The organism is Pseudomonas sp. WT-JTC (genome assembly GCF_056711565.1).
The window spans coordinates 3,774,929-3,793,692 of sequence record NZ_CM160042.1 but is presented as its reverse complement, the minus strand read 5'-3'; the positions used below and the strand labels follow the sequence as shown (position 1 = coordinate 3,793,692).

At 58.7% G+C, this 18,764-nt stretch carries 15 protein-coding genes; 8 read left to right on the top strand and 7 right to left on the bottom strand.

Features of this window, described 5'->3' with window-relative positions:
* Positions 1–3: 3 nt before the first annotated feature.
* Complete coding sequence (locus AC06G5_RS17230) at positions 4–357, bottom strand: hypothetical protein (protein ID WP_413428375.1); 354 nt, start codon at positions 355–357, stop codon at positions 4–6.
* 322 nt (positions 358–679) lie between these two features.
* Here AC06G5_RS17230 and AC06G5_RS17225 point away from each other — a divergent pair, with 322 nt between their 5' ends.
* Both AC06G5_RS17225 and AC06G5_RS17220 read left to right on the top strand, forming a co-directional pair.
* Positions 680–2,542, top strand: coding sequence for a S8 family serine peptidase (locus AC06G5_RS17225; RefSeq protein ID WP_413704645.1), 1,863 nt, complete (start codon positions 680–682; stop codon positions 2,540–2,542).
* A gap of 615 nt (positions 2,543–3,157) precedes the next feature.
* A complete protein-coding gene (locus AC06G5_RS17220) occupies positions 3,158–8,050 on the top strand; it encodes an NAD-glutamate dehydrogenase (RefSeq protein ID WP_413428373.1) in 4,893 nt (1,630 codons plus the stop codon).
* A gap of 98 nt (positions 8,051–8,148) precedes the next feature.
* On the opposite strand, the gene AC06G5_RS17215 is transcribed toward AC06G5_RS17220, so the two are convergent.
* The 4 genes from AC06G5_RS17215 to pdxR all read right to left on the bottom strand — a co-directional run bounded on the left by AC06G5_RS17215 (position 8,149) and on the right by pdxR (position 11,680).
* Positions 8,149–8,859: an ATPase gene (locus tag AC06G5_RS17215; protein WP_413428372.1), complete on the bottom strand. Its 711-nt coding sequence runs from the start codon at positions 8,857–8,859 to the stop codon at positions 8,149–8,151.
* A 229-nt stretch (positions 8,860–9,088) separates the two neighbouring features.
* Positions 9,089–9,499, bottom strand: a complete 411-nt coding sequence (locus AC06G5_RS17210; RefSeq protein ID WP_413428371.1) for a cupin domain-containing protein — start codon at positions 9,497–9,499, stop codon at positions 9,089–9,091.
* A gap of 330 nt (positions 9,500–9,829) precedes the next feature.
* Positions 9,830–10,123 (bottom strand): putative quinol monooxygenase, encoded by a 294-nt coding sequence (locus AC06G5_RS17205; protein ID WP_413424132.1) that lies wholly within the window; start codon positions 10,121–10,123, stop codon positions 9,830–9,832.
* A gap of 123 nt (positions 10,124–10,246) precedes the next feature.
* Positions 10,247–11,680: a MocR-like pyridoxine biosynthesis transcription factor PdxR gene (gene pdxR / locus AC06G5_RS17200; RefSeq protein WP_413424130.1), complete on the bottom strand. Its 1,434-nt coding sequence runs from the start codon at positions 11,678–11,680 to the stop codon at positions 10,247–10,249.
* A 203-nt stretch (positions 11,681–11,883) separates the two neighbouring features.
* Between pdxR and AC06G5_RS17195 the strand changes: the two genes are divergently transcribed.
* The 4 genes from AC06G5_RS17195 to AC06G5_RS17180 all read left to right on the top strand — a co-directional run bounded on the left by AC06G5_RS17195 (position 11,884) and on the right by AC06G5_RS17180 (position 14,599).
* Positions 11,884–12,324: a carboxymuconolactone decarboxylase family protein gene (locus AC06G5_RS17195; protein ID WP_008020051.1), complete on the top strand. Its 441-nt coding sequence runs from the start codon at positions 11,884–11,886 to the stop codon at positions 12,322–12,324.
* A 73-nt stretch (positions 12,325–12,397) separates the two neighbouring features.
* A complete protein-coding gene (locus AC06G5_RS17190) occupies positions 12,398–13,378 on the top strand; it encodes a LysR substrate-binding domain-containing protein (protein WP_480457721.1) in 981 nt (326 codons plus the stop codon).
* 84 nt (positions 13,379–13,462) lie between these two features.
* The gene (locus AC06G5_RS17185) at positions 13,463–13,984 is read left to right on the top strand and encodes a GNAT family N-acetyltransferase (protein ID WP_413424126.1); all 522 of its coding nucleotides are present in this window, start codon (positions 13,463–13,465) and stop codon (positions 13,982–13,984) included.
* Between the two features lie 120 nt (positions 13,985–14,104).
* Positions 14,105–14,599 (top strand): hypothetical protein, encoded by a 495-nt coding sequence (locus tag AC06G5_RS17180; RefSeq protein WP_413424124.1) that lies wholly within the window; start codon positions 14,105–14,107, stop codon positions 14,597–14,599.
* A gap of 21 nt (positions 14,600–14,620) precedes the next feature.
* Here the strand turns inward: AC06G5_RS17180 and AC06G5_RS17175 are convergent, their stop codons facing one another.
* Complete coding sequence (locus tag AC06G5_RS17175) at positions 14,621–14,842, bottom strand: cbb3-type cytochrome c oxidase subunit 3 (protein ID WP_413424122.1); 222 nt, start codon at positions 14,840–14,842, stop codon at positions 14,621–14,623.
* Positions 14,842–16,269, bottom strand: a complete 1,428-nt coding sequence (gene ccoN, locus AC06G5_RS17170; RefSeq protein ID WP_413424120.1) for a cytochrome-c oxidase, cbb3-type subunit I — start codon at positions 16,267–16,269, stop codon at positions 14,842–14,844. The genes AC06G5_RS17175 and ccoN overlap by 1 nt, the downstream gene beginning before the upstream one ends.
* Positions 16,270–16,610: 341 nt before the next feature.
* Between ccoN and AC06G5_RS17165 the strand changes: the two genes are divergently transcribed.
* Positions 16,611–18,284, top strand: coding sequence for a nitrite/sulfite reductase (locus AC06G5_RS17165; protein ID WP_413424118.1), 1,674 nt, complete (start codon positions 16,611–16,613; stop codon positions 18,282–18,284).
* A complete protein-coding gene (locus AC06G5_RS17160; RefSeq protein WP_413424116.1) occupies positions 18,281–18,763 on the top strand; it encodes a DUF934 domain-containing protein in 483 nt (160 codons plus the stop codon). The genes AC06G5_RS17165 and AC06G5_RS17160 overlap by 4 nt, the downstream gene beginning before the upstream one ends.
* Position 18,764: the final 1 nt, after the last annotated feature.

Below are 18,764 nucleotides of genomic sequence, written 5' to 3'. Positions count from 1 at the left end.
CTCTCAAATCTGGCTGATGAAGGTCCCGGTACCGTCAAGGATGTTCTTCAGGGTTTCCTCAACTTCAGCCAGATCAACCATGGCCGGGTTAAAAGTGATCTCCAGCACATCATCCCCATTCAGCGCATCGGCATCGGCCGCCGCAATTTCGATTTTCAGCAGTGCAGGGCCGAGCGTGACCTTCACGCCTTCAAGGGTCGAGGGTTCGCCGTCGAGGGTGATTTCCAGTTCGTCTTCATCCGGGTAGCGGCTCATCAGGAACATTTCGCCCTTGTCGCTGTGGCAGCACAGCATGGCCATGTTGTCTTCTTCTTCGTCGCACGGGTTGACGATCAAGAGGGCGGTGGTCATTTGCATGGGGAGGGATCCTGGCTCGACGAGCATTGTGAATATGGACAAAGGGCAATTCTGCCAGTCTTTGGAGAACTCTGCTCGGCCTCCCTGGTCGCGCTGTGATGCCACCAAGGCAGGGACAAACGTGCCCGGTGGTTCGTTACGTGAAAAATCCACCCATTTTCGAACGCGCGGGACGTGCGACCAATCGTCGGCACTGTAATTTCTGACAGTAGCAAGTCCTCGGGTTTTAGCTTTAGCTGTAATCCGGGAAAGGTAGTCATTAGTTTGTACGGATTAACTTTAGGTCAAATCGGAAGTGTTCAGAAATTGCCAGCGATACTAATTGGAAGATATCACCATGAAATCGATGAGCAAATGGCTGGGATCTGTACTCTTTGTGCTTGCTTCCTCGCCTTTGTCGTTGTTTGCGGCCGTGCGGGATTATTCGCATTTTATCATTTTAGTCAAAGAGGATGCGTTTCTGTCTGACACGCAGAAAAGTGCTCTCGATAGTCACTCGTCATTAAACGAACTTAAAAAACTCGCGCCACAGATTAGGCCGTTGGTGCCGGTTTCCGAAGTGCGGACCAAGGAAGAGTTACAGGCGCTGCAGCGGCATAGACTGAATCGCTACTTCATGGTGGATACCCGTACCATGACTAAAGCGCAGGCTGAAACATTACTCCTGCAATTGAAGAAAATCCCTTTAGTGGAGAAGGCAGAATTTGAACCAAAGGTAGATGGTATGCATGACGATAATGGTGCCCCAATTGCGAGTGTAATGAGCAAGAACATTCCGGATTACACGGGGCGGCAAAATTATCTTCAAGGGGGAAATGCAGTAACCCCCTATAAAATTGGCGGCGTGAACGCAGTTGAAGCCTGGAAGATTTCAGGGGGGAAGGGGCAGGAAGTGCAGGTGATCTCTGCAGAGGTAGATCATTGGTCGTATGATCATGTTGATTTGCCAAAACCTTATCTGGAAGTTGATGCAGGGGCCAAAACTGGCTCCCATGATACTTCCAGCGCTGGAATTATTGCTTCGCAGGAAAATGGTTTCGGCACTACCGGCATTGTTCCGTACTCCAGGCTGGGTTATTTGCAATGGGGCACGGACAGGCTGCTCCAGTTGGCTGATAAATTGAATGAGGGCGATGTAGTGCAGATTGGTGTACACATCAACAGTACGCCTCTCAATGGAGTCGGATGTACAGTGAACTGTTTCATGCCGATCGAAAGAAATACGACGGTACGTGATATTATTTCTTATCTTGTTGAAGAGAAGGGCGTTCATGTAGTGCTGGCTGCGGGTAATGGCAACATTGATTTGGATCATCCATTTTTTAATGGTTATTATGATCGAAATGTTTTCGATACTGGTGCGATTTATGCGGGTGCTGTTGATCCGGAGACCGGCATCAGAGCGAGCTTTTCCGAGTATGGAAGTCGCGTCGATTTATTTAGTTGGGGGCGCAACGTCACCACTACAACATGGAGTGCGAGCAATCCCACTATGGGGTATACCCATACTTTTAGCGGCACGTCGTCGTCCAACCCAATCATTGCGGGGGTGCTTGCCTCTGTACAAGGCGTGGCTCGTGCGAACGGAATAGGCAATATTCCACCCAAGGTTTTACGTCAACTCCTCGTCGAAACGGGCTACCCGCAGATCAACGGCAATCGCACGGAAATCGGGGTTCAACCCGATTTGGATGCCGCTATCAAAAAAATGTTGGCAGACGCAGCCGATAAGCCGCCTACAGGACGCCTTGCCCTGCCTGAGGAGGTGAAGTCGGGGGGAACGCTCAGCGCACATGTTTATGCTGAGTCACCCTCAAACAAACCACTGAATTATCATTGGAACGCAACCGGATTCATACCACCGACAGGCAGTACGATATCCATGTCTTTCACGGCCCCAACAGTGACCGCGGATACCCGTACTGCCATTTCCGTAGAAGTTTCCGATGGCTTGCATACCCTTGAACTCACAGAGAATTTAACCGTTAAAGCACCTGTCGAGGGCGGTAATTGCGGCGAACTGCCGGCATGGGATGCCAGCAAGGTATATGCAGTCTACGCAGAGGCCGTGGCGTACAAGGGGAAAATGTACAAGCAGAACTTCTACAACGTTAATAAACAACCGGACGTCAACTCGGCTGATTATGGCAAGGAGTGGCATACAGGTGTGGCTTGTCCACAGTAGGCGCGCAATGTTGGTTATTTGTTTAACGGTCGGGGGTGTACATAAGGAAGAGTAACCCCGACTCCCGGTTTTGATCGACCCATCACTCTGCTTGCCGAAGGCCGTATTGCTGTTCATGCGCGATCTGGCCAGACCCATCGAAAACGCCTCGAGGCTCAGCGCCTCCATTTCTCGCGAATGCCTGCTCGACGAGTGACGGGCATCTGTCGTGAACAAAGGAAGTGTTGTCGGTCATTTCTGGTACTGACGTACCGCAAAACCGGACGGAAACCCGTCATTTTCCTGTGCGGATGCTAGTGTTGTTCGATGCGCATGCCTTGAGCTGCGTGCCGATGACCGAATATGTCGCAGCACCGCAAGCATGGGCCTTGCCGCACTCGTTAAGCTGCGCAACGGATGAGCACCCGTAAAGACATTGCGCTGCACGCAGCCCAGTCGTTTTTGCAGATGCCCATTCACGGAAGGTGAATGTGACCTGAGTGTCTCGTCCAGCTTCACCCACCTGTCGCCCTGTTTCCTCTGCCCGAGAATCAGGAACAGGGTGACGGGTAGCCCCGAAAAGGGGTTTTGCACGCGACGCTTTCATCAATAACAAGCCCAAGCGGAGTACCACAGATGGCGTTCTTCACCGCAGCCAGCAAAGCCGACTTCCAGCACCAACTGCAAGCGGCACTGGCGCAGCACATCAGTGAACAGGCACTGCCACAAGTGGCGCTGTTCGCTGAACAATTCTTCGGCATCATTTCCCTTGACGAGCTGACCCAGCGTCGGTTGTCCGACCTTGCTGGCTGCACCCTTTCTGCATGGCGCCTGCTTGAGCGCTTCGATCACGCGCAACCGCAAGTGCGCGTCTTCAACCCCGATTACGAGCGCCACGGCTGGCAGTCGACCCACACGGCGGTCGAAGTGCTGCACCACGACCTGCCATTCCTGGTGGACTCGGTGCGTACCGAGCTCAATCGCCGCGGCTACAGCATCCATACCCTGCAAACCACCGTGCTCAGCGTGCGTCGTGGCAGCAAGGGCGAGCTGTTGGAAATCCTGCCGAAGGGCACCCAGGGCGACGATATTCAGCAAGAGTCGCTGATGTACCTGGAAATCGACCGCTGCGCCAACACCGCCGAGCTCAATGTCCTGAGCAAAGAGCTGGAGCAGGTGCTCGGTGAAGTGCGCGTTGCCGTCGGCGATTTCGAGCCGATGAAGGCCAAGGTCCAGGACATCCTGACCAAGCTGGACAACAGCCAGTTCGCCGTCGATGCCGACGAGAAGAGCGAAATCAAGAGTTTCCTGGAATGGCTGGTGGGTAACCACTTCACCTTCCTCGGCTACGAAGAGTTCGTGGTCAGCGACGAAGCCGATGGCGGCCACATCGTCTACGACAAGGATTCCTTCCTTGGCCTGACCAAACTGCTGCGTGCCGGCCTGACCTACGATGACCTGCGCATCGAAGACTACGCCGTGAACTACCTGCGCGAACCGACCCTGTTGTCGTTCGCCAAGGCCGCGCACCCAAGCCGTGTACACCGTCCGGCTTACCCGGATTACGTGTCGATCCGCGAAATCGATGCCAACGGCAAGGTCATCAAGGAATGCCGTTTCATGGGCCTGTACACCTCGTCGGTGTATGGCGAGAGCGTGCGGGTGATCCCGTACATCCGCCGCAAGGTCGAGGAAATCGAACGCCGTTCCGGCTTCCAGGCCAAGGCTCACCTGGGCAAGGAACTGGCGCAGGTACTCGAAGTGCTGCCGCGCGACGATCTGTTCCAGACCCCGGTGGACGAGCTGTTCAGCACCGTGATGTCGATCGTGCAGATCCAGGAACGCAACAAGATTCGCGTGTTCCTGCGCAAAGACCCGTACGGCCGTTTCTGCTACTGCCTGGCCTACGTGCCGCGTGACATCTATTCCACCGAAGTGCGGCAGAAGATCCAGCAAGTACTGATGGATCGCCTGAAAGCGACCGATTGCGAGTTCTGGACCTTCTTCTCCGAGTCCGTGCTGGCCCGCGTGCAGTTGATCCTGCGAGTCGACCCGAAAAACCGCCTCGACATCGACCCGCTGCTGCTGGAAAAGGAAGTGGTGCAGGCCTGCCGCAGCTGGCAGGACGATTACGCCGCCCTGACCATCGAAAGCTTCGGCGAAGCCCACGGCACCAACGTGCTGGCCGACTTCCCGAAAGGCTTCCCGGCCGGTTATCGCGAACGTTTCGCAGCCCACTCGGCTGTGGTCGACATGCAGCACCTGCTGAGCCTGAACGAAAAAAATCCGCTGGTGATGAGCTTCTACCAGCCGCTGGGCCAGGTTTCCGGCCAGCGCATGCTGCACTGCAAGCTGTATCACGCCGATACCCCGCTGGCGTTGTCCGACGTCCTGCCGATCCTGGAAAACCTTGGCCTGCGCGTGCTGGGTGAGTTCCCGTATCGCCTGCGTCACAACAGTGGCCGCGAGTTCTGGATTCACGACTTCGCGTTCACCGCCGCCGAGGGCCTGGAACTCGACATCCAGCAGCTCAACGACACGCTGCAGGACGCATTTGTCCACATCGTGCGTGGCGAAGCCGAGAACGACGGGTTCAACCGTCTGGTACTGACCGCCGGCCTGCCATGGCGCGACGTGGCGCTGCTGCGCGCCTACGCCCGCTACATGAAGCAGATTCGCCTGGGCTTCGACCTGGGCTACATCGCCAGCACCCTGAACAACCACACCGACATCGCCCGCGAGCTGACGCGGTTGTTCAAGACCCGCTTCTACCTGGCGCGCAAACTGTCCGGCGATGATCTGGAAGACAAGCAGCAACGCCTGGAGCAAGCGATTCACAGCGCCCTGGACGACGTTCAGGTACTGAACGAAGACCGCATCCTGCGTCGCTACCTGGACCTGATCAAGGCCACCCTGCGCACCAACTTCTACCAGACCGATGCCAACGGCCATAACAAGTCGTACTTCAGCTTCAAGTTCAACCCGCACTTGATTCCCGAGCTGCCGAAGCCGGTACCGAAGTTCGAAATCTTCGTGTACTCGCCGCGCGTCGAAGGCGTGCACCTGCGCTTCGGCAACGTTGCTCGTGGCGGCCTGCGCTGGTCCGACCGTGAAGAAGACTTCCGTACCGAAGTCCTGGGCCTGGTAAAAGCCCAGCAAGTGAAGAACTCGGTCATCGTGCCGGTGGGCGCGAAGGGCGGCTTCCTGCCGCGTCGCCTGCCACTGGGCGGCAGCCGTGACGAGATCGCGGCCGAGGGCATCGCCTGCTACCGCATCTTCATCTCGGGCCTGCTGGACATCACCGACAACCTGAAAGACGGCGCCCTGGTGCCGCCGGCCAACGTCGTGCGTCATGACGACGATGACCCGTACCTGGTAGTGGCCGCGGACAAAGGCACTGCGACCTTCTCCGACATCGCCAACGGCATCGCCATCGACTACGGCTTCTGGCTGGGTGATGCGTTCGCGTCCGGCGGTTCGGCCGGTTACGACCACAAGAAAATGGGCATCACCGCCAAAGGCGCGTGGGTCGGCGTACAGCGCCACTTCCGCGAGCGCGGCATCAATGTCCAGGAAGACAGCATCACCGTGGTCGGTGTCGGCGACATGGCCGGTGACGTGTTCGGTAACGGCTTGCTGATGTCCGACAAGCTGCAACTGGTCGCGGCGTTCAACCACCTGCACATTTTCATCGACCCGAATCCGGATCCGGCATCGAGCTTCGCCGAGCGTCAGCGCATGTTCGACCTGCCGCGTTCGGCCTGGTCTGACTACGACACCAGCATCATGTCCGAAGGCGGCGGCATCTTCTCGCGCAGCGCGAAGAGCATCGCGATTTCCCCGCAGATGCAAGAGCGCTTCGACATCGAGGCCGACAAGCTGACCCCGACCGAACTGCTGAACGCCTTGCTCAAGGCGCCGGTGGATCTGCTGTGGAACGGCGGTATCGGTACTTACGTCAAAGCCAGCAGCGAAAGCCACGCCGATGTCGGCGACAAGGCCAACGATGCACTGCGCGTGAACGGCAACGAACTGCGCTGCAAAGTGGTGGGCGAGGGCGGTAACCTCGGCATGACCCAACTGGGTCGTGTGGAGTTCGGCCTCAATGGCGGCGGTTCCAACACCGACTTCATCGACAACGCCGGTGGCGTGGACTGCTCCGACCACGAAGTGAACATCAAGATCCTGCTCAACGAAGTGGTTCAGGCCGGCGACATGACCGCCAAGCAGCGCAACGAGTTGCTGGCGAGCATGACCGACGAAGTCGGTGGCCTGGTGTTGGGCAACAACTACAAGCAGACTCAGGCCCTGTCCCTGGCAGCCCGTCGTGCCCTGCCGCGGATTGCCGAATACAAGCGCCTGATGAACGACCTGGAAGGTCGTGGCAAGCTGGATCGTGCCATCGAGTTCCTGCCGGCTGAAGATGCGATCAACGAGCGTATCGCTGAAGGCCATGGCCTGACCCGTCCCGAGCTGTCGGTGCTGATCTCGTACAGCAAGATCGACCTCAAGGAGCAGTTGCTGGGCTCCCTGGTGCCGGACGACGACTACCTGACCCGCGACATGGAGACCGCTTTCCCGCCGACCCTGGTGAGCAAGTTCTCCGCGGCGATGCGTCGTCACCGCCTGAAGCGCGAAATCGTCAGCACCCAGATCGCCAACGATCTGGTCAACCATATGGGCATCACCTTCGTTCAACGACTCAAAGAGTCGACCGGCATGAGCCCGGCGAACGTGGCTGGCGCTTATGTGATCGTGCGTGACATTTTCCACCTCCCGCACTGGTTCCGTCAGATTGAAAACCTGGACTACAAGGTTTCCGCCGACGTGCAACTGGAGCTGATGGACGAGCTGATGCGCCTGGGCCGTCGCGCCACGCGCTGGTTCCTGCGTGCCCGTCGCAACGAGCAGAACGCTGCCCGTGACGTCGCGCACTTCGGTCCGCATCTGGCGGCGTTGGGCCTCAAGCTCGACGAATTGCTCAGTGGCGAGATCCGCGAAACCTGGCAGACCCGTTATCAGGCGTACGTCGAAGCCGGTGTGCCGGAGTTGCTGGCGCGCATGGTGGCTGGCACCACGCACCTGTATACGCTGCTGCCGATCATCGAGGCGTCCGACGTGACCGGCCAGGATCCTGCCGACGTGGCCAAGGCGTACTTCGCCGTGGGCAGTGCGCTGGACATCACCTGGTACCTGCAACAGATCAGTGCCCTGCCGGTTGAAAACAACTGGCAGGCCCTGGCCCGTGAAGCGTTCCGTGATGACGTCGACTGGCAGCAACGTGCGATCACCATCTCGGTACTGCAACAGGGTAACGGCACCCTGGACGTCGAAACACGCCTGGAGCTGTGGATGGCGCAGCACGAAGGCATGATCGAGCGCTGGCGTGCCATGCTGGTGGAAATCCGTGCCGCCAGCGGCACCGACTACGCCATGTACGCGGTGGCCAACCGCGAACTGCTGGACCTGGCGTTGAGCGGTCAAGCGGTGGTGCCTGCCGCCGTCGCCGCCGAGCTGGAACCGGCTTGATCAGGCGTTGAATGAAAAAACCCCGCATCGAGAGATGCGGGGTTTTTTTTTGATTTTCTGCTGTCGGGTCGAGCCTGCTCGCGATGGGGCAATCGATATCAATACGTTTTTTTGCCTGATGGACTATTAATCATCGATACATTACTTGTCGGGCTGGTCAATAAATTACTGAGCGATTGATCAAACTTCTGTAGCGCCCTTACTTGCACATTCTGCTGTTCGTTAATGTCTGCAACGATCTCTTCGCTACGTTTAAAGTCCGCCCACACCGGGCTGAGCGCGCGGGCGTCATGCCCTTGTGCGGTACCGATGTAATTGAAGTGGTTGTCATAAAAGTCCGCACTGACATCAGCCTTGATGTCTGAACTGCGCGATGTGATCAATTGGCTGCGGCTGTCGACGATCGCGACCACATCCGGCCTGGCTGCCTTGAGGCTTTGCATGTCCGGATACACCGTGACCGAGCCGAACTGGCGTTGCAACGAGGCCTTGACCCAGTCCACCGCCAGATCGGGCCTGGAAGTGGCGACGTAGGCATCGTGAATCGGCTGAACCAGCAGGCTCTGGCCGAAACCGGTGCCGGCGTTGGCCTGATAATCTTGCAGGTAAGCACGGTTCGCCTGGGTGTTTTGGCTGTAGACAATGCCCAGTGAGACATGGCTGCCGTTGGGAACACTCGTAGCACTGCTGCGGCCAACCGGCTCGGTGAAGAGGCCATTCAATGAGGAGACGGATGAAGGCGCGGTGGGAATCGAGCAACCGGTTATCAAGACAGTCATCGTCAAGGTACTGGCAAGTGCAAGTTTCATGGTGTTTCTCCAGTGAAACAACTTGAGTTTGAAATTGAAGTTGCCGGTGCTGTGCCGGCGGTGACTCAAGACTAAACCCTGGATGGTTTATTTAAATAGCCAATATCCGAACTTGTCCGGAGGCCAATAGTTTTGTTTGGTTTAAAATTGTTCGGTTAATTGCATCGGGAAATAAAAAGGCCCGATTCAATGATTCGGGCCTTTTTATTTATGGACATACGTTCAGCCATCAGTTTTCCAATGGGATCAGCACTTGCTCGTCCGGCGACAGCACCATGAACACCAACAACCTGGCAGGTTTGGTGGCGCTGGCGTTTTTCGAAACCAGGTGCTCCGAGCCGGCAGGCTCGTACCAATACTGACCTGCCTTGTAGGTGACCGCTTTTTCACCTTTTACCTGGGACGTGATTGCACCTGAAAGAACGTAGGCCATGGCCGTGCCCTCGTGCTTGTGAGCGATGGACGACTGGCCGGGCTTGTAGTCGACTTCGATCATCAAGGCTTTTTTGCCCGGGACGTTTTTCAACATCTGGTCCTGCAGCACCGTGACCTTTTCCGAAGGGTCGTGGGCAAATGCCGAAGCGGAAGCGGTCAGGGTCAGGGCAACAAGGGAAGCGGCACAGAAGCGTAAAACGTTCATGTTCATTACCTGCGTTGGATGAGTTGTCAGGGACAAATCTAGTCCGCAGCGGGTGACAAACAAACAGCCAATATTCGGGAAGGCCAGGGGACCAATGCAGGAGCGAGCTCGCTCGCGATGGACGCGAAAACGCCGCGTGCAGCCAGCAAGCACGCGTTATCGTTGACGACCATCGCGAGCGGACTCGCTCCTGCAGAGGGAAGGGGCAATCAGGTGGGAACCCTGTAGGAGCGAGCTTGCTCGCGATGTATTCAGAAACGCCGCGTTTCATCAGCAAGCACGCGTTATCGTTGACGACCATCGCGAGCGAGCTCGCTCCTACAGGGGGGCTTAGCGGATCGGAAAGCTGTTGAAGTCGACGGCGTTGGCCAATTGGCAATCGATCAAATCGATGAAGCCTTGAGCCTGGGGACTGTTGAAATGCGATCGCATGGCCTCTTCCGACTGCCAGTGGGCGCTGACTGTCCAGCGATTGCTGTCCTCGGGGCAGCGGTCGACCATATAGGATTCGCACCCTGGTAGTTCGCGCAGGTTTTCGACGATCTTTTGCAATTGCTTGCCCAGTTCGTCCGAGCGGCCGGCGACGGCCTGCACCTCTACGGTATTGATCGCTTTGTTGAACATTGCTCACACTCCTGAATCAGGCCGGACGTATCCTGCTCATTGAGGGATAACGCCTATGCAGGATAGGCCTGCCCCCCGGGACCACCAATAGCCAATCGCCGGATAAAGCCGCAGTCCAATCTGTCAGGCAACTTGTTGCAAAATATCCCGCAAACGATCCAGGGCGATGTCGATGTCCAGGGTTTCAATGGCGCCGAAACCGAGGAAAAACCCGGCCTGCGGGGCTTGCTGATAGAAAAAGCTGTCGATGGCATAGAGCCCGACTTCGACTTTTTTCGCCAGTTCGATCACCAATGGAATATCCATCGGCACTCTGCACATCACCACCATGTGAAAGCCGGCCATGGTCGGTACCGCTTCAAGCCACGGCGATAGATCACCGGCCATGCGTGCCAGGATTCGTTCGCGTCGCCCGGCGTAAATCGTGTGGCAGCGCCGGATGTGCTTGAGCAGGCAGCCTTCGGCGATGAACTTGGCCAGCGCCCATTGGGGCAGGGTGGAGGTGTGCAGGTCAGTGAGCTGCTTGGCGCGCACCACCGCATCGAGAATGGCCGGCGGCAGGATCGCGTAGCCCAGCCGCAGTTCCGGCAACAGGGTTTTCGAGAAGGTCCCGACGTAGGCGACAATCCCGCGCTCATCCATGCTTTGCAGCGAGTCCGTCGGACGCCCTTCGTAGCGGAATTCGCTGTCGTAGTCGTCCTCGATGATGATCGCGCCCAGTTCATGGGCCCTGGCCAGCAGCGCAACACGGCGCTCCTGGCTCATCGGCATGCCCAGCGGGAACTGGTGGGAAGGGGTGACGTAAATCAGCCGTGTCCCAAGGGGGATCCTGTCCACCTGGATGCCCTCGGCGTCCACTGGCACTCCGATCACCGTAGCGCCGTGGGTACCGAACAGCAGGCGTGCCGGCGGATAACCGGGATCTTCCATGGCGACGATGCTGCCCGGGCGAGTCAGCACCCGGGAAATCAGGTCCAGGGCCTGCTGCGCGCCGTTGCACACCACCACGTCTTCGTCCTGGCAGTTGACCCCGCGAGAGAACGCGATATGCCGGGCGATGGCATTGCGCAGGGCCGGCAAACCCTCCGGCAGGCTGTAGAAGCCCTTGGACGCGGCGATCTGGCGCAAGGCGTGGGAAGTGCAACGCCGCCAGTCGTCCTGGGGAAACTGGCCCTTGCTGGTGGCGCCGCCGATAAAGTCGTAGCGCAGCGAGCCTTCCAGTGTCGGGTGACGCAGAAACACCGGCAGATTGCGCCAGGATTCGATCACCTCGTAACCGGCCAGCTCCGAAGGGTTCTGCTTGCGCTCGACTTTCGACACCCGCGCGTTGACGTAGGTGCCTTTGCCAATCACCCCGGTGAGGAAGTTTTCGTAGGTGAGCTGGGCGTAGGTATCGGAAATGGTCTTGCGCGAAATGCCCAGCTGTTCGGCCAGCAAGCGGCTCGGTGGAAGTTGCGTCCCTGCTGCCAGACGACCGGATTCAATGGCGCTGCGCAGTTGGTTATACAACTGGCCCGCCAGATCCTTGCGGCCGTTGATGACAACATGTAGTTCCATACCGGCAAGGCTCCTTGGGTGAACGAGGCAAAGACTGTGCGCCAGATTACGCGCATGAGCCGCCACGCAGAAGTTGCGTGGCGCAAAAACCGCCAATTGGCGTGCTTTTCGCTGGTCCACGGATTTTTCGCCGAATTGGATCTGTAACGTTGCTGTGCCAACCCCTACCTTGGACAAACCTGTCCGATCCATGAGGCCGCTCCATGACCCCCCGTCTGGATTACTACAGCGCTTCCCCCAAAGCGATGAAAGCCATGATCGCCATGGAGGCCCTGACCAGCAGTTTGAGCATCGAACCGGCGCTGCTGCACCTGATCAAGATTCGTGCTTCGCAGCTCAACGGCTGTGCGTTCTGCACCGACATGCACTCGGTGGATGCAAGGCGCCTGGGCGAGAGCGACCGGCGTCTTTATTCCATTGTGGTCTGGCGCGACAGCAATTTTTTCAATCCGCGGGAAAGAGCCGCGCTGGCCTGGACCGAGGCGGTCACCTTGCTCTCCGAAAGCCATGTGCCGGACGATGTCTACGCCCAGGCCCGGGAGCAGTTCAATGAAAGCGAAATGGTCGACTTGACCATCGCCGTCACCACCATCAACAGCTGGAATCGCCTGGCGGTGAGCTTTCGCCAGACACCCAGCGCCTGAGTCCTTGTCACAGCAGGTTCATGAACGATCCGCAGGATAGAGCTGTCAGTGTCAGATCGACAGGGAGTCTTCGATGTCATTCATGGAAATCAGCGCCCACCAGGGGGCTGTCGAGTATCGCGTAGCCATCGATAAAAAACCGTCCTGGCGTCAGTTGGCAGCGGCTATCGACCCTGAACTGGCGCAGTGTTTCATCGTCAGCGTCCGTTGCGGTTGCTTCATGCAGGCCGCCCGCAGTCTCAACTTCAAGGCCACCCGCCTGCGCAGGCAACTGGTGCAGCTGGAGACGCAGCTCCAGTGCTCGCTGTTCAATCATTCAGACAATGGTTTGAGCCTCAGTCGCGATGGCTTGCGCCTGCGCGCACAATTGATCGCCCTGGCCCATGAGCGCAATTTGCCGGTGATCGAACAGCCGTTGATTCGGCTGGCCGTGGCGGATTCGATCCTGCATGACATTCTCGGACGTGACCTGGTGGCAATGCTGCGGCGCAATGCCAGCGTGCGGCTGGACATCATCACGCTCGACAGTGAATTGTCATTGCAAGCGGTCAGCGCCGACGTGGTGGTGTGGCTGGGCGAGACCGGATCGCCATTACCGGGGCCGAGCTTTGCCACCACTGAACCACGACTGCTGGCGCGACTGGATTACCTGCCGCACATTGCCAAGCGCTACTCGCGGGTCGCTTCCAGGCCGGATTGCCTGGATGACCTGGCCGATTTTCTCCTGGTGCAATGGCGGCAGGACTGCCAGGTTGAAAGCTTCCGGCCGTGGAATGCGCTGGTCGATCAGCGCCTGGCCGGAGCGGTGCAGTTGCAATCCTACGAATTGATGCTGGAGATGGTCCGTTGCAGTGCCTGCATCGGGCTGCTGCCGCACTACATGAGCCACTTCGACCGCGGGCTGATTGCCTTGCCGGGCCTGTTTGACCAGTCGATGCAGCGCCAGGTGTGGATGGCGGTCAACGTCCATTCCGAGCACGACGCGCAGGTACGGATGCTCGTCGAGTTGATTGAAAACACCTTCAGCGAGCGCCGGGAGTGGTTCGAAAGCTGAGCACGATCCCACATTGGTTCTCGCCACACCCGAAGGTAGCGTTATAGAGTGAACGGCCATGTCTGCTTCAAGGATGATCCACCCATGCCAGCCACTGAACCCGTCATCACCCTCGAGCGCTACAACGAGTCCCACATCGAAGGCATCACGGCGCTGTACAACGACCCGCAGATCGCCCGGCAGACCCTGCAAATGCCGTTTCAGTCCACCGAACTCTGGCGCAGTCGCCTGGCGCTGGATAACGAGCGCCTGGTGAAACTGGTGGCCCTGCATCAAGGCACGGTCATCGGCAACATCGGCCTGGAGCAGTTCTCACGCATTCGTCGCAGCCATGCCGGCAGTTTTGGCATGGGCGTTGCGGTGGCGTGGCAGGGCAAGGGCGTGGGCTCGAAGCTGCTCGCGACGGCGCTGGATATCGCCGACAACTGGATGAACCTGCAGCGCATCGAGCTTTCGGTGTATGCCGACAACGAAGCGGCCATAGCGCTGTATCGCAAGTTCGGCTTCGAAACCGAGGGCCTGTTCCGTGATTACGCCGTTCGCGACGGCGTATTGGTGGACACCTTGAGCATGGCGCGCCTGCGTCGCCCGCCCAAGGCCGGTTGAGTCATTCGCCCAGGGCGAACGCCACCGCCGACGTACCTCCCGGCTGTTAGTCGCACACCTGCATCACACATCTGCCATGCTCAATGTCCGTAGCACCGCTGCAATCAAAGGAACACCGCAATGGATGACGTACAGCAACTGGGCGAAATGCTTCGCCACTATGCAGAAAGCGAAGCGCACAAGAAGCAAGTGTTCGAGTCGCAGTCGGCCGAATGGGCGACGCGCATTGGTGACCTGTTCGATCAGATCCAGCAGTGGCTGGAGCCGGTGCAGGCCCCCAACCTGCTGGAGGTGATCCGCGAAGCCTATGTCGCCTCGGGCCCGAGCATTCCTGTCGAGACATCGACATTCAAGACCGAGAAGCTGTCCATTGTGATTGTTGGCAAGCCGGTGGAGTTCGTGCCGGATGTGATGGGGGCCGGCGGACAGATCTCGGTGGCCGTGATGGGCTTTACGGCTGCGCGCTACGGCAGTGTTTCGCTGGTGTGCCTGCCACCGTCCAACGCCTGGCAATGGCGCAAGACCAACGGTTTGAAGGATCCGGACATCTTTGTCTTCGATGGGGATTTTTTGGCGCAGCAGTTGCAGAGCCTGATTCCTCGGGAGCGCGGATAACCAGCATTGATGGGTAGTGCATCAGATATCGAGGTTGCCCCAGCCTGATTTCAGCTCCGGCGGGGCAACCGCTTTCACTGTCTTCCCTGTCGCCAACTCCACCCGCCGTGCCACCTGCGGGTCATCGGCAAACGGAATCAGGCTCGCCTCTTCAAGACTCTCGGCGGTCTGGTGCTTCAAGCAGTATTCGACCGCCAGCCATAGACTCACCACTCCCAGTACATTCAGCGCAAGCTCGATCATCAGGCTATCTGCGCCTCGCGCTGTGCCATTTTCAGGTCCGACACCCACACCGTGCGCCACACGTTGTACGCCATCAGCAACATGCCGCCGAGGAAGAACAGACCGCCGATGAAGCGCACCAGGAAGCCAGGATGGCTGGCCTGGAGGGCTTCGACGAAGGAGTAAGTCAGCGTGCCATCGTCGTTGATCGCCCGCCACATCAGGCCTTGGGTGATGCCGTTGACCCACATCGAGGCGATGTACAGCACCGTGCCGATGGTCGCCAGCCAAAAGTGCAGGTTGATCAGCGGCGTGCTGTGCATCTGCGTGCGTCCGAAGACTTTTGGCACCATGTGGTAGGTCGCGCCGAAGGTGATCATCGCCACCCAGCCGAGGGCGCCGGCGTGTACGTGGCCGATGGTCCAGTCGGTGTAGTGGGAGAGGGCGTTGACCGTCTTGATGGCCATCATCGGCCCTTCGAAGGTCGACATGCCGTAGAACGCCAGGGATAGCACGAGAAAGCGCAGGATCGGGTCGGTGCGCAGCTTATGCCAGGCGCCCGAGAGCGTCATCATGCCGTTGATCATCCCGCCCCAGCTCGGCGCCAGCAGGATCAGCGACATGGCCATGCCCAGCGACTGCGCCCAGTCCGGCAGTGCGGTGTAGTGCAAGTGGTGCGGGCCGGCCCAGATGTACAGGGTGATCAGTGCCCAGAAATGCACGATGGACAAGCGATAGGAGTACACCGGCCGCCCGACCTGCTTGGGCACGAAGTAGTACATCATCCCCAGGAAACCGGTGGTCAGGAAAAAACCCACCGCATTGTGGCCGTACCACCACTGGACCATGGCGTCGGTGGCCCCGGAATACACCGGATAGGACTTGAACCAGTCCACCGGGATCGCCAGGTGATTGACCACGTGCAGCATGGCGATGACCACGATGAATGCACCGAAGAACCAGTTGCCGACGTAGATGTGTTTAGTCTTGCGTTGCACCACGGTAGTGAAGAACACCACGGCGTATGCAACCCAGACCACGGTCATCCACACCGCGCCGGTGAATTCGATTTCGGCGTATTCCTTGGTGGTGGTGTAGCCCAGCGGCAGGCTGATCAGCATCACCACTATCACCGATTGCCAACCCCAGAAGGTGAACGCGGCGAGCTTGTCGGAGAACAGCCGCACCTGACAGGTGCGCTGTACCGCGTAGTAACTGGCGGCAAATTGCGCGCTGCCGGCAAAACCGAAAATCACCAGGCTGGTGTGCAACGGGCGTAACCGGCCGAAGGTGGTCCACGGCAGGTCAAGATTCATCTGCGGCCACACCAGTTGCGAGGCGATCCATACACCCATCGCCATCCCCACGACGCCCCAGAAGACAGTCGCCACGACGAACTGGCGCACGACCTTGTAGTTATAGGCCTGACTGATAGTAGTTGTGCTCATGCTCAATGCTTCCACGGTTGCAATGCCGTGCACTGTAAAAACCGTGGCGTAAACAAAACAGGCTCAGGAAAAATTGATTTATACAGATCAGATAAAAAGTGGCCATAGTCCTGCTGGTTTTACCCTGATATGGTTTTTTCACAGTCAGCTGAATCTGTAATGCGGATTGGCACCGGTCCATAGTCACTACCTCAAAACGAACCCCCCTGTAGGAGCGAGCTCGCTCGCGATGGTCGTGAACGATAACGCGCGAAGCCTGACACCCCGTGGCGCCCTCAGGCTCATCGCGAGCAGAGCTCGCTCCTACAGGGTTCTGTGCCTAATCCTGATGAGGTAGCCAGATGTATCAGTACGACGACTATGACCGGGCGCTGGTGTCCGAGCGGGTTGCACAGTTTCGCGATCAGGTCGAGCGTTTCATGGCCGGTGAGCTGAGCGAGGAAGAATTCCTGCCGTTGCGCTTGCAAAACGGTCTGTACATGCAGAAACACGCCTATATGCTGCGGGTGGCCATTCCCTACGGCACGCTGAGTGTCCGGCAGATGCGCACGCTGGCGAGCATCGCCCGGGATTACGATCGCGGCTACGGGCACTTCACCACCCGCCAGAACATGCAGTTCAACTGGATCGAACTGGCCCAGGTGCCAGACATCCTTGAGCGCCTGGCCCAGGTGGAAATGCACGCGATCCAGACTTCTGGCAACTGCGTACGCAACATCACCACCGAAGCCTTTGCCGGGGTCGCCGCCGACGAGATGATCGACCCGCGCCCCTTGGCGGAGATCCTGCGGCAGTGGTCGACCATCAACCCGGAGTTCCTGTTCCTGCCCCGCAAGTTCAAGATCGCCATCTGCTCGGCCGAACAGGACCGTGCGGCGATCATGATGCATGACATCGGCCTGTATCTTTATCCCGGCGACAACGGGCAAATGCTCCTGCGGGTGATCGTCGGCGGCGGTCTGGGGCGCACGCCGATCCTCGGCCTGCAGATCCGCGAAGGTTTGCCATGGCAACATTTGTTGTCCTACGTCGAAGCGGTGCTGCGCGTCTACAACCGCCATGGTCGACGTGACAACAAGTACAAGGCGCGGATCAAGATTCTGGTCAAGGCCCTGGGCATCGAAGCGTTCGCCCGGGAGGTGGAGGAGGAGTGGCAGTATCTCAAGGACGGCCCGGCGCAACTGACCGACGCCGAATACGAGCGGGTGGCCAGTGCATTCGTCGCCCCGGAGTATCGCGAGCTGGCGAGCATCCATCTGGACTTCGGTACGCATCTGGCCGAGAACCCGGCGTTCGCCCGCTGGGTGCTGCGTAACGTGCAGCCGCACAAAGTACCGGGTTATGCCAGCGTCGTGCTGTCGACCAAGCCCGGCGTCGCTGCGCCACCGGGCGATGTGACGGACACGCAGATGGAGGCGGTTGCCGAATGGTCCGAGCGCTTTGGTTTCGGCGAAATCCGCATTGCCCATGAGCAGAACATCGTCCTGCCGGACGTGCCCAAGGCCGAGCTGTTCGCGTTATGGCGCCTGGCCTGTGAACACAATCTGGGCAGCGCCAACATCGGTTTGCTGACCGACATCATCGCCTGCCCCGGTGGCGATTTCTGTGCGCTGGCCAATGCCAAGTCGATCCCCATCGCCCAGGCCATTCAGGCCCGTTTCGAAGACCTCGACTACCTGCATGACCTGGGTGACATCAGCCTCAACATTTCCGGCTGCATGAATGCCTGCGGTCATCACCACATCGGCAACATCGGCATCCTGGGCGTCGATAAAAACGGCAGCGAGTGGTACCAGATCACCCTTGGTGGCGCCCAGGGCAAGCATAGTGCGCTGGGCAAGGTTATTGGCCCGTCCTTCAGCGCCGCGCAAGTGCCCGAGGTGATCGAGCGCATTGTCGACACCTTCGTGCGCTATCGCGAGAGCGAGGAAGTATTGGTCGACACGTTGCAGCGTATCGGCCTGGAGCCGTTCAAGGAGGCGGTTTATCCGCAAGCGGTGGAGGTTTTGGCGTGAACAATCTGTTGCGGCTGGAAAAAGGTGAGGCGCGCATCGATGCGGATGACCCGTGGATGCTGGTTCGGGATCTGGCACCGCCATCGCCAGTGGGCAAGGCGATCCTGCCGCTGGCCCGCTGGCTGGAAAGTCCACAGCGAAATGCGGTGTGGCTGGGGCCGGACGACGAGGTGGAAATCCTCAAGCCCTGGTTTGATCAATTGCCACTGATTGCCCTGGATTTTCCGAGCTTTCGCGACGGGCGCGGTTACAGCCAGGCGTATCTGCTGCGCACACGACTGGGCTGGACCGGTGAGTTGCGCGCCATCGGCGATGTCTTGCGCGATCAACTCAGCCACATGCGCCAATGCGGTTTCGACAGCTTTGCCGTGCGTGAAGACAAATCCGCAGAAGATGCATTGAAGGGACTGGCGGGGATGAGCGTGCTGTACGGGCGTTCGGTGATTGAGCCGCGGCCGTTGTTTCGGCGGCGCGGCTAGA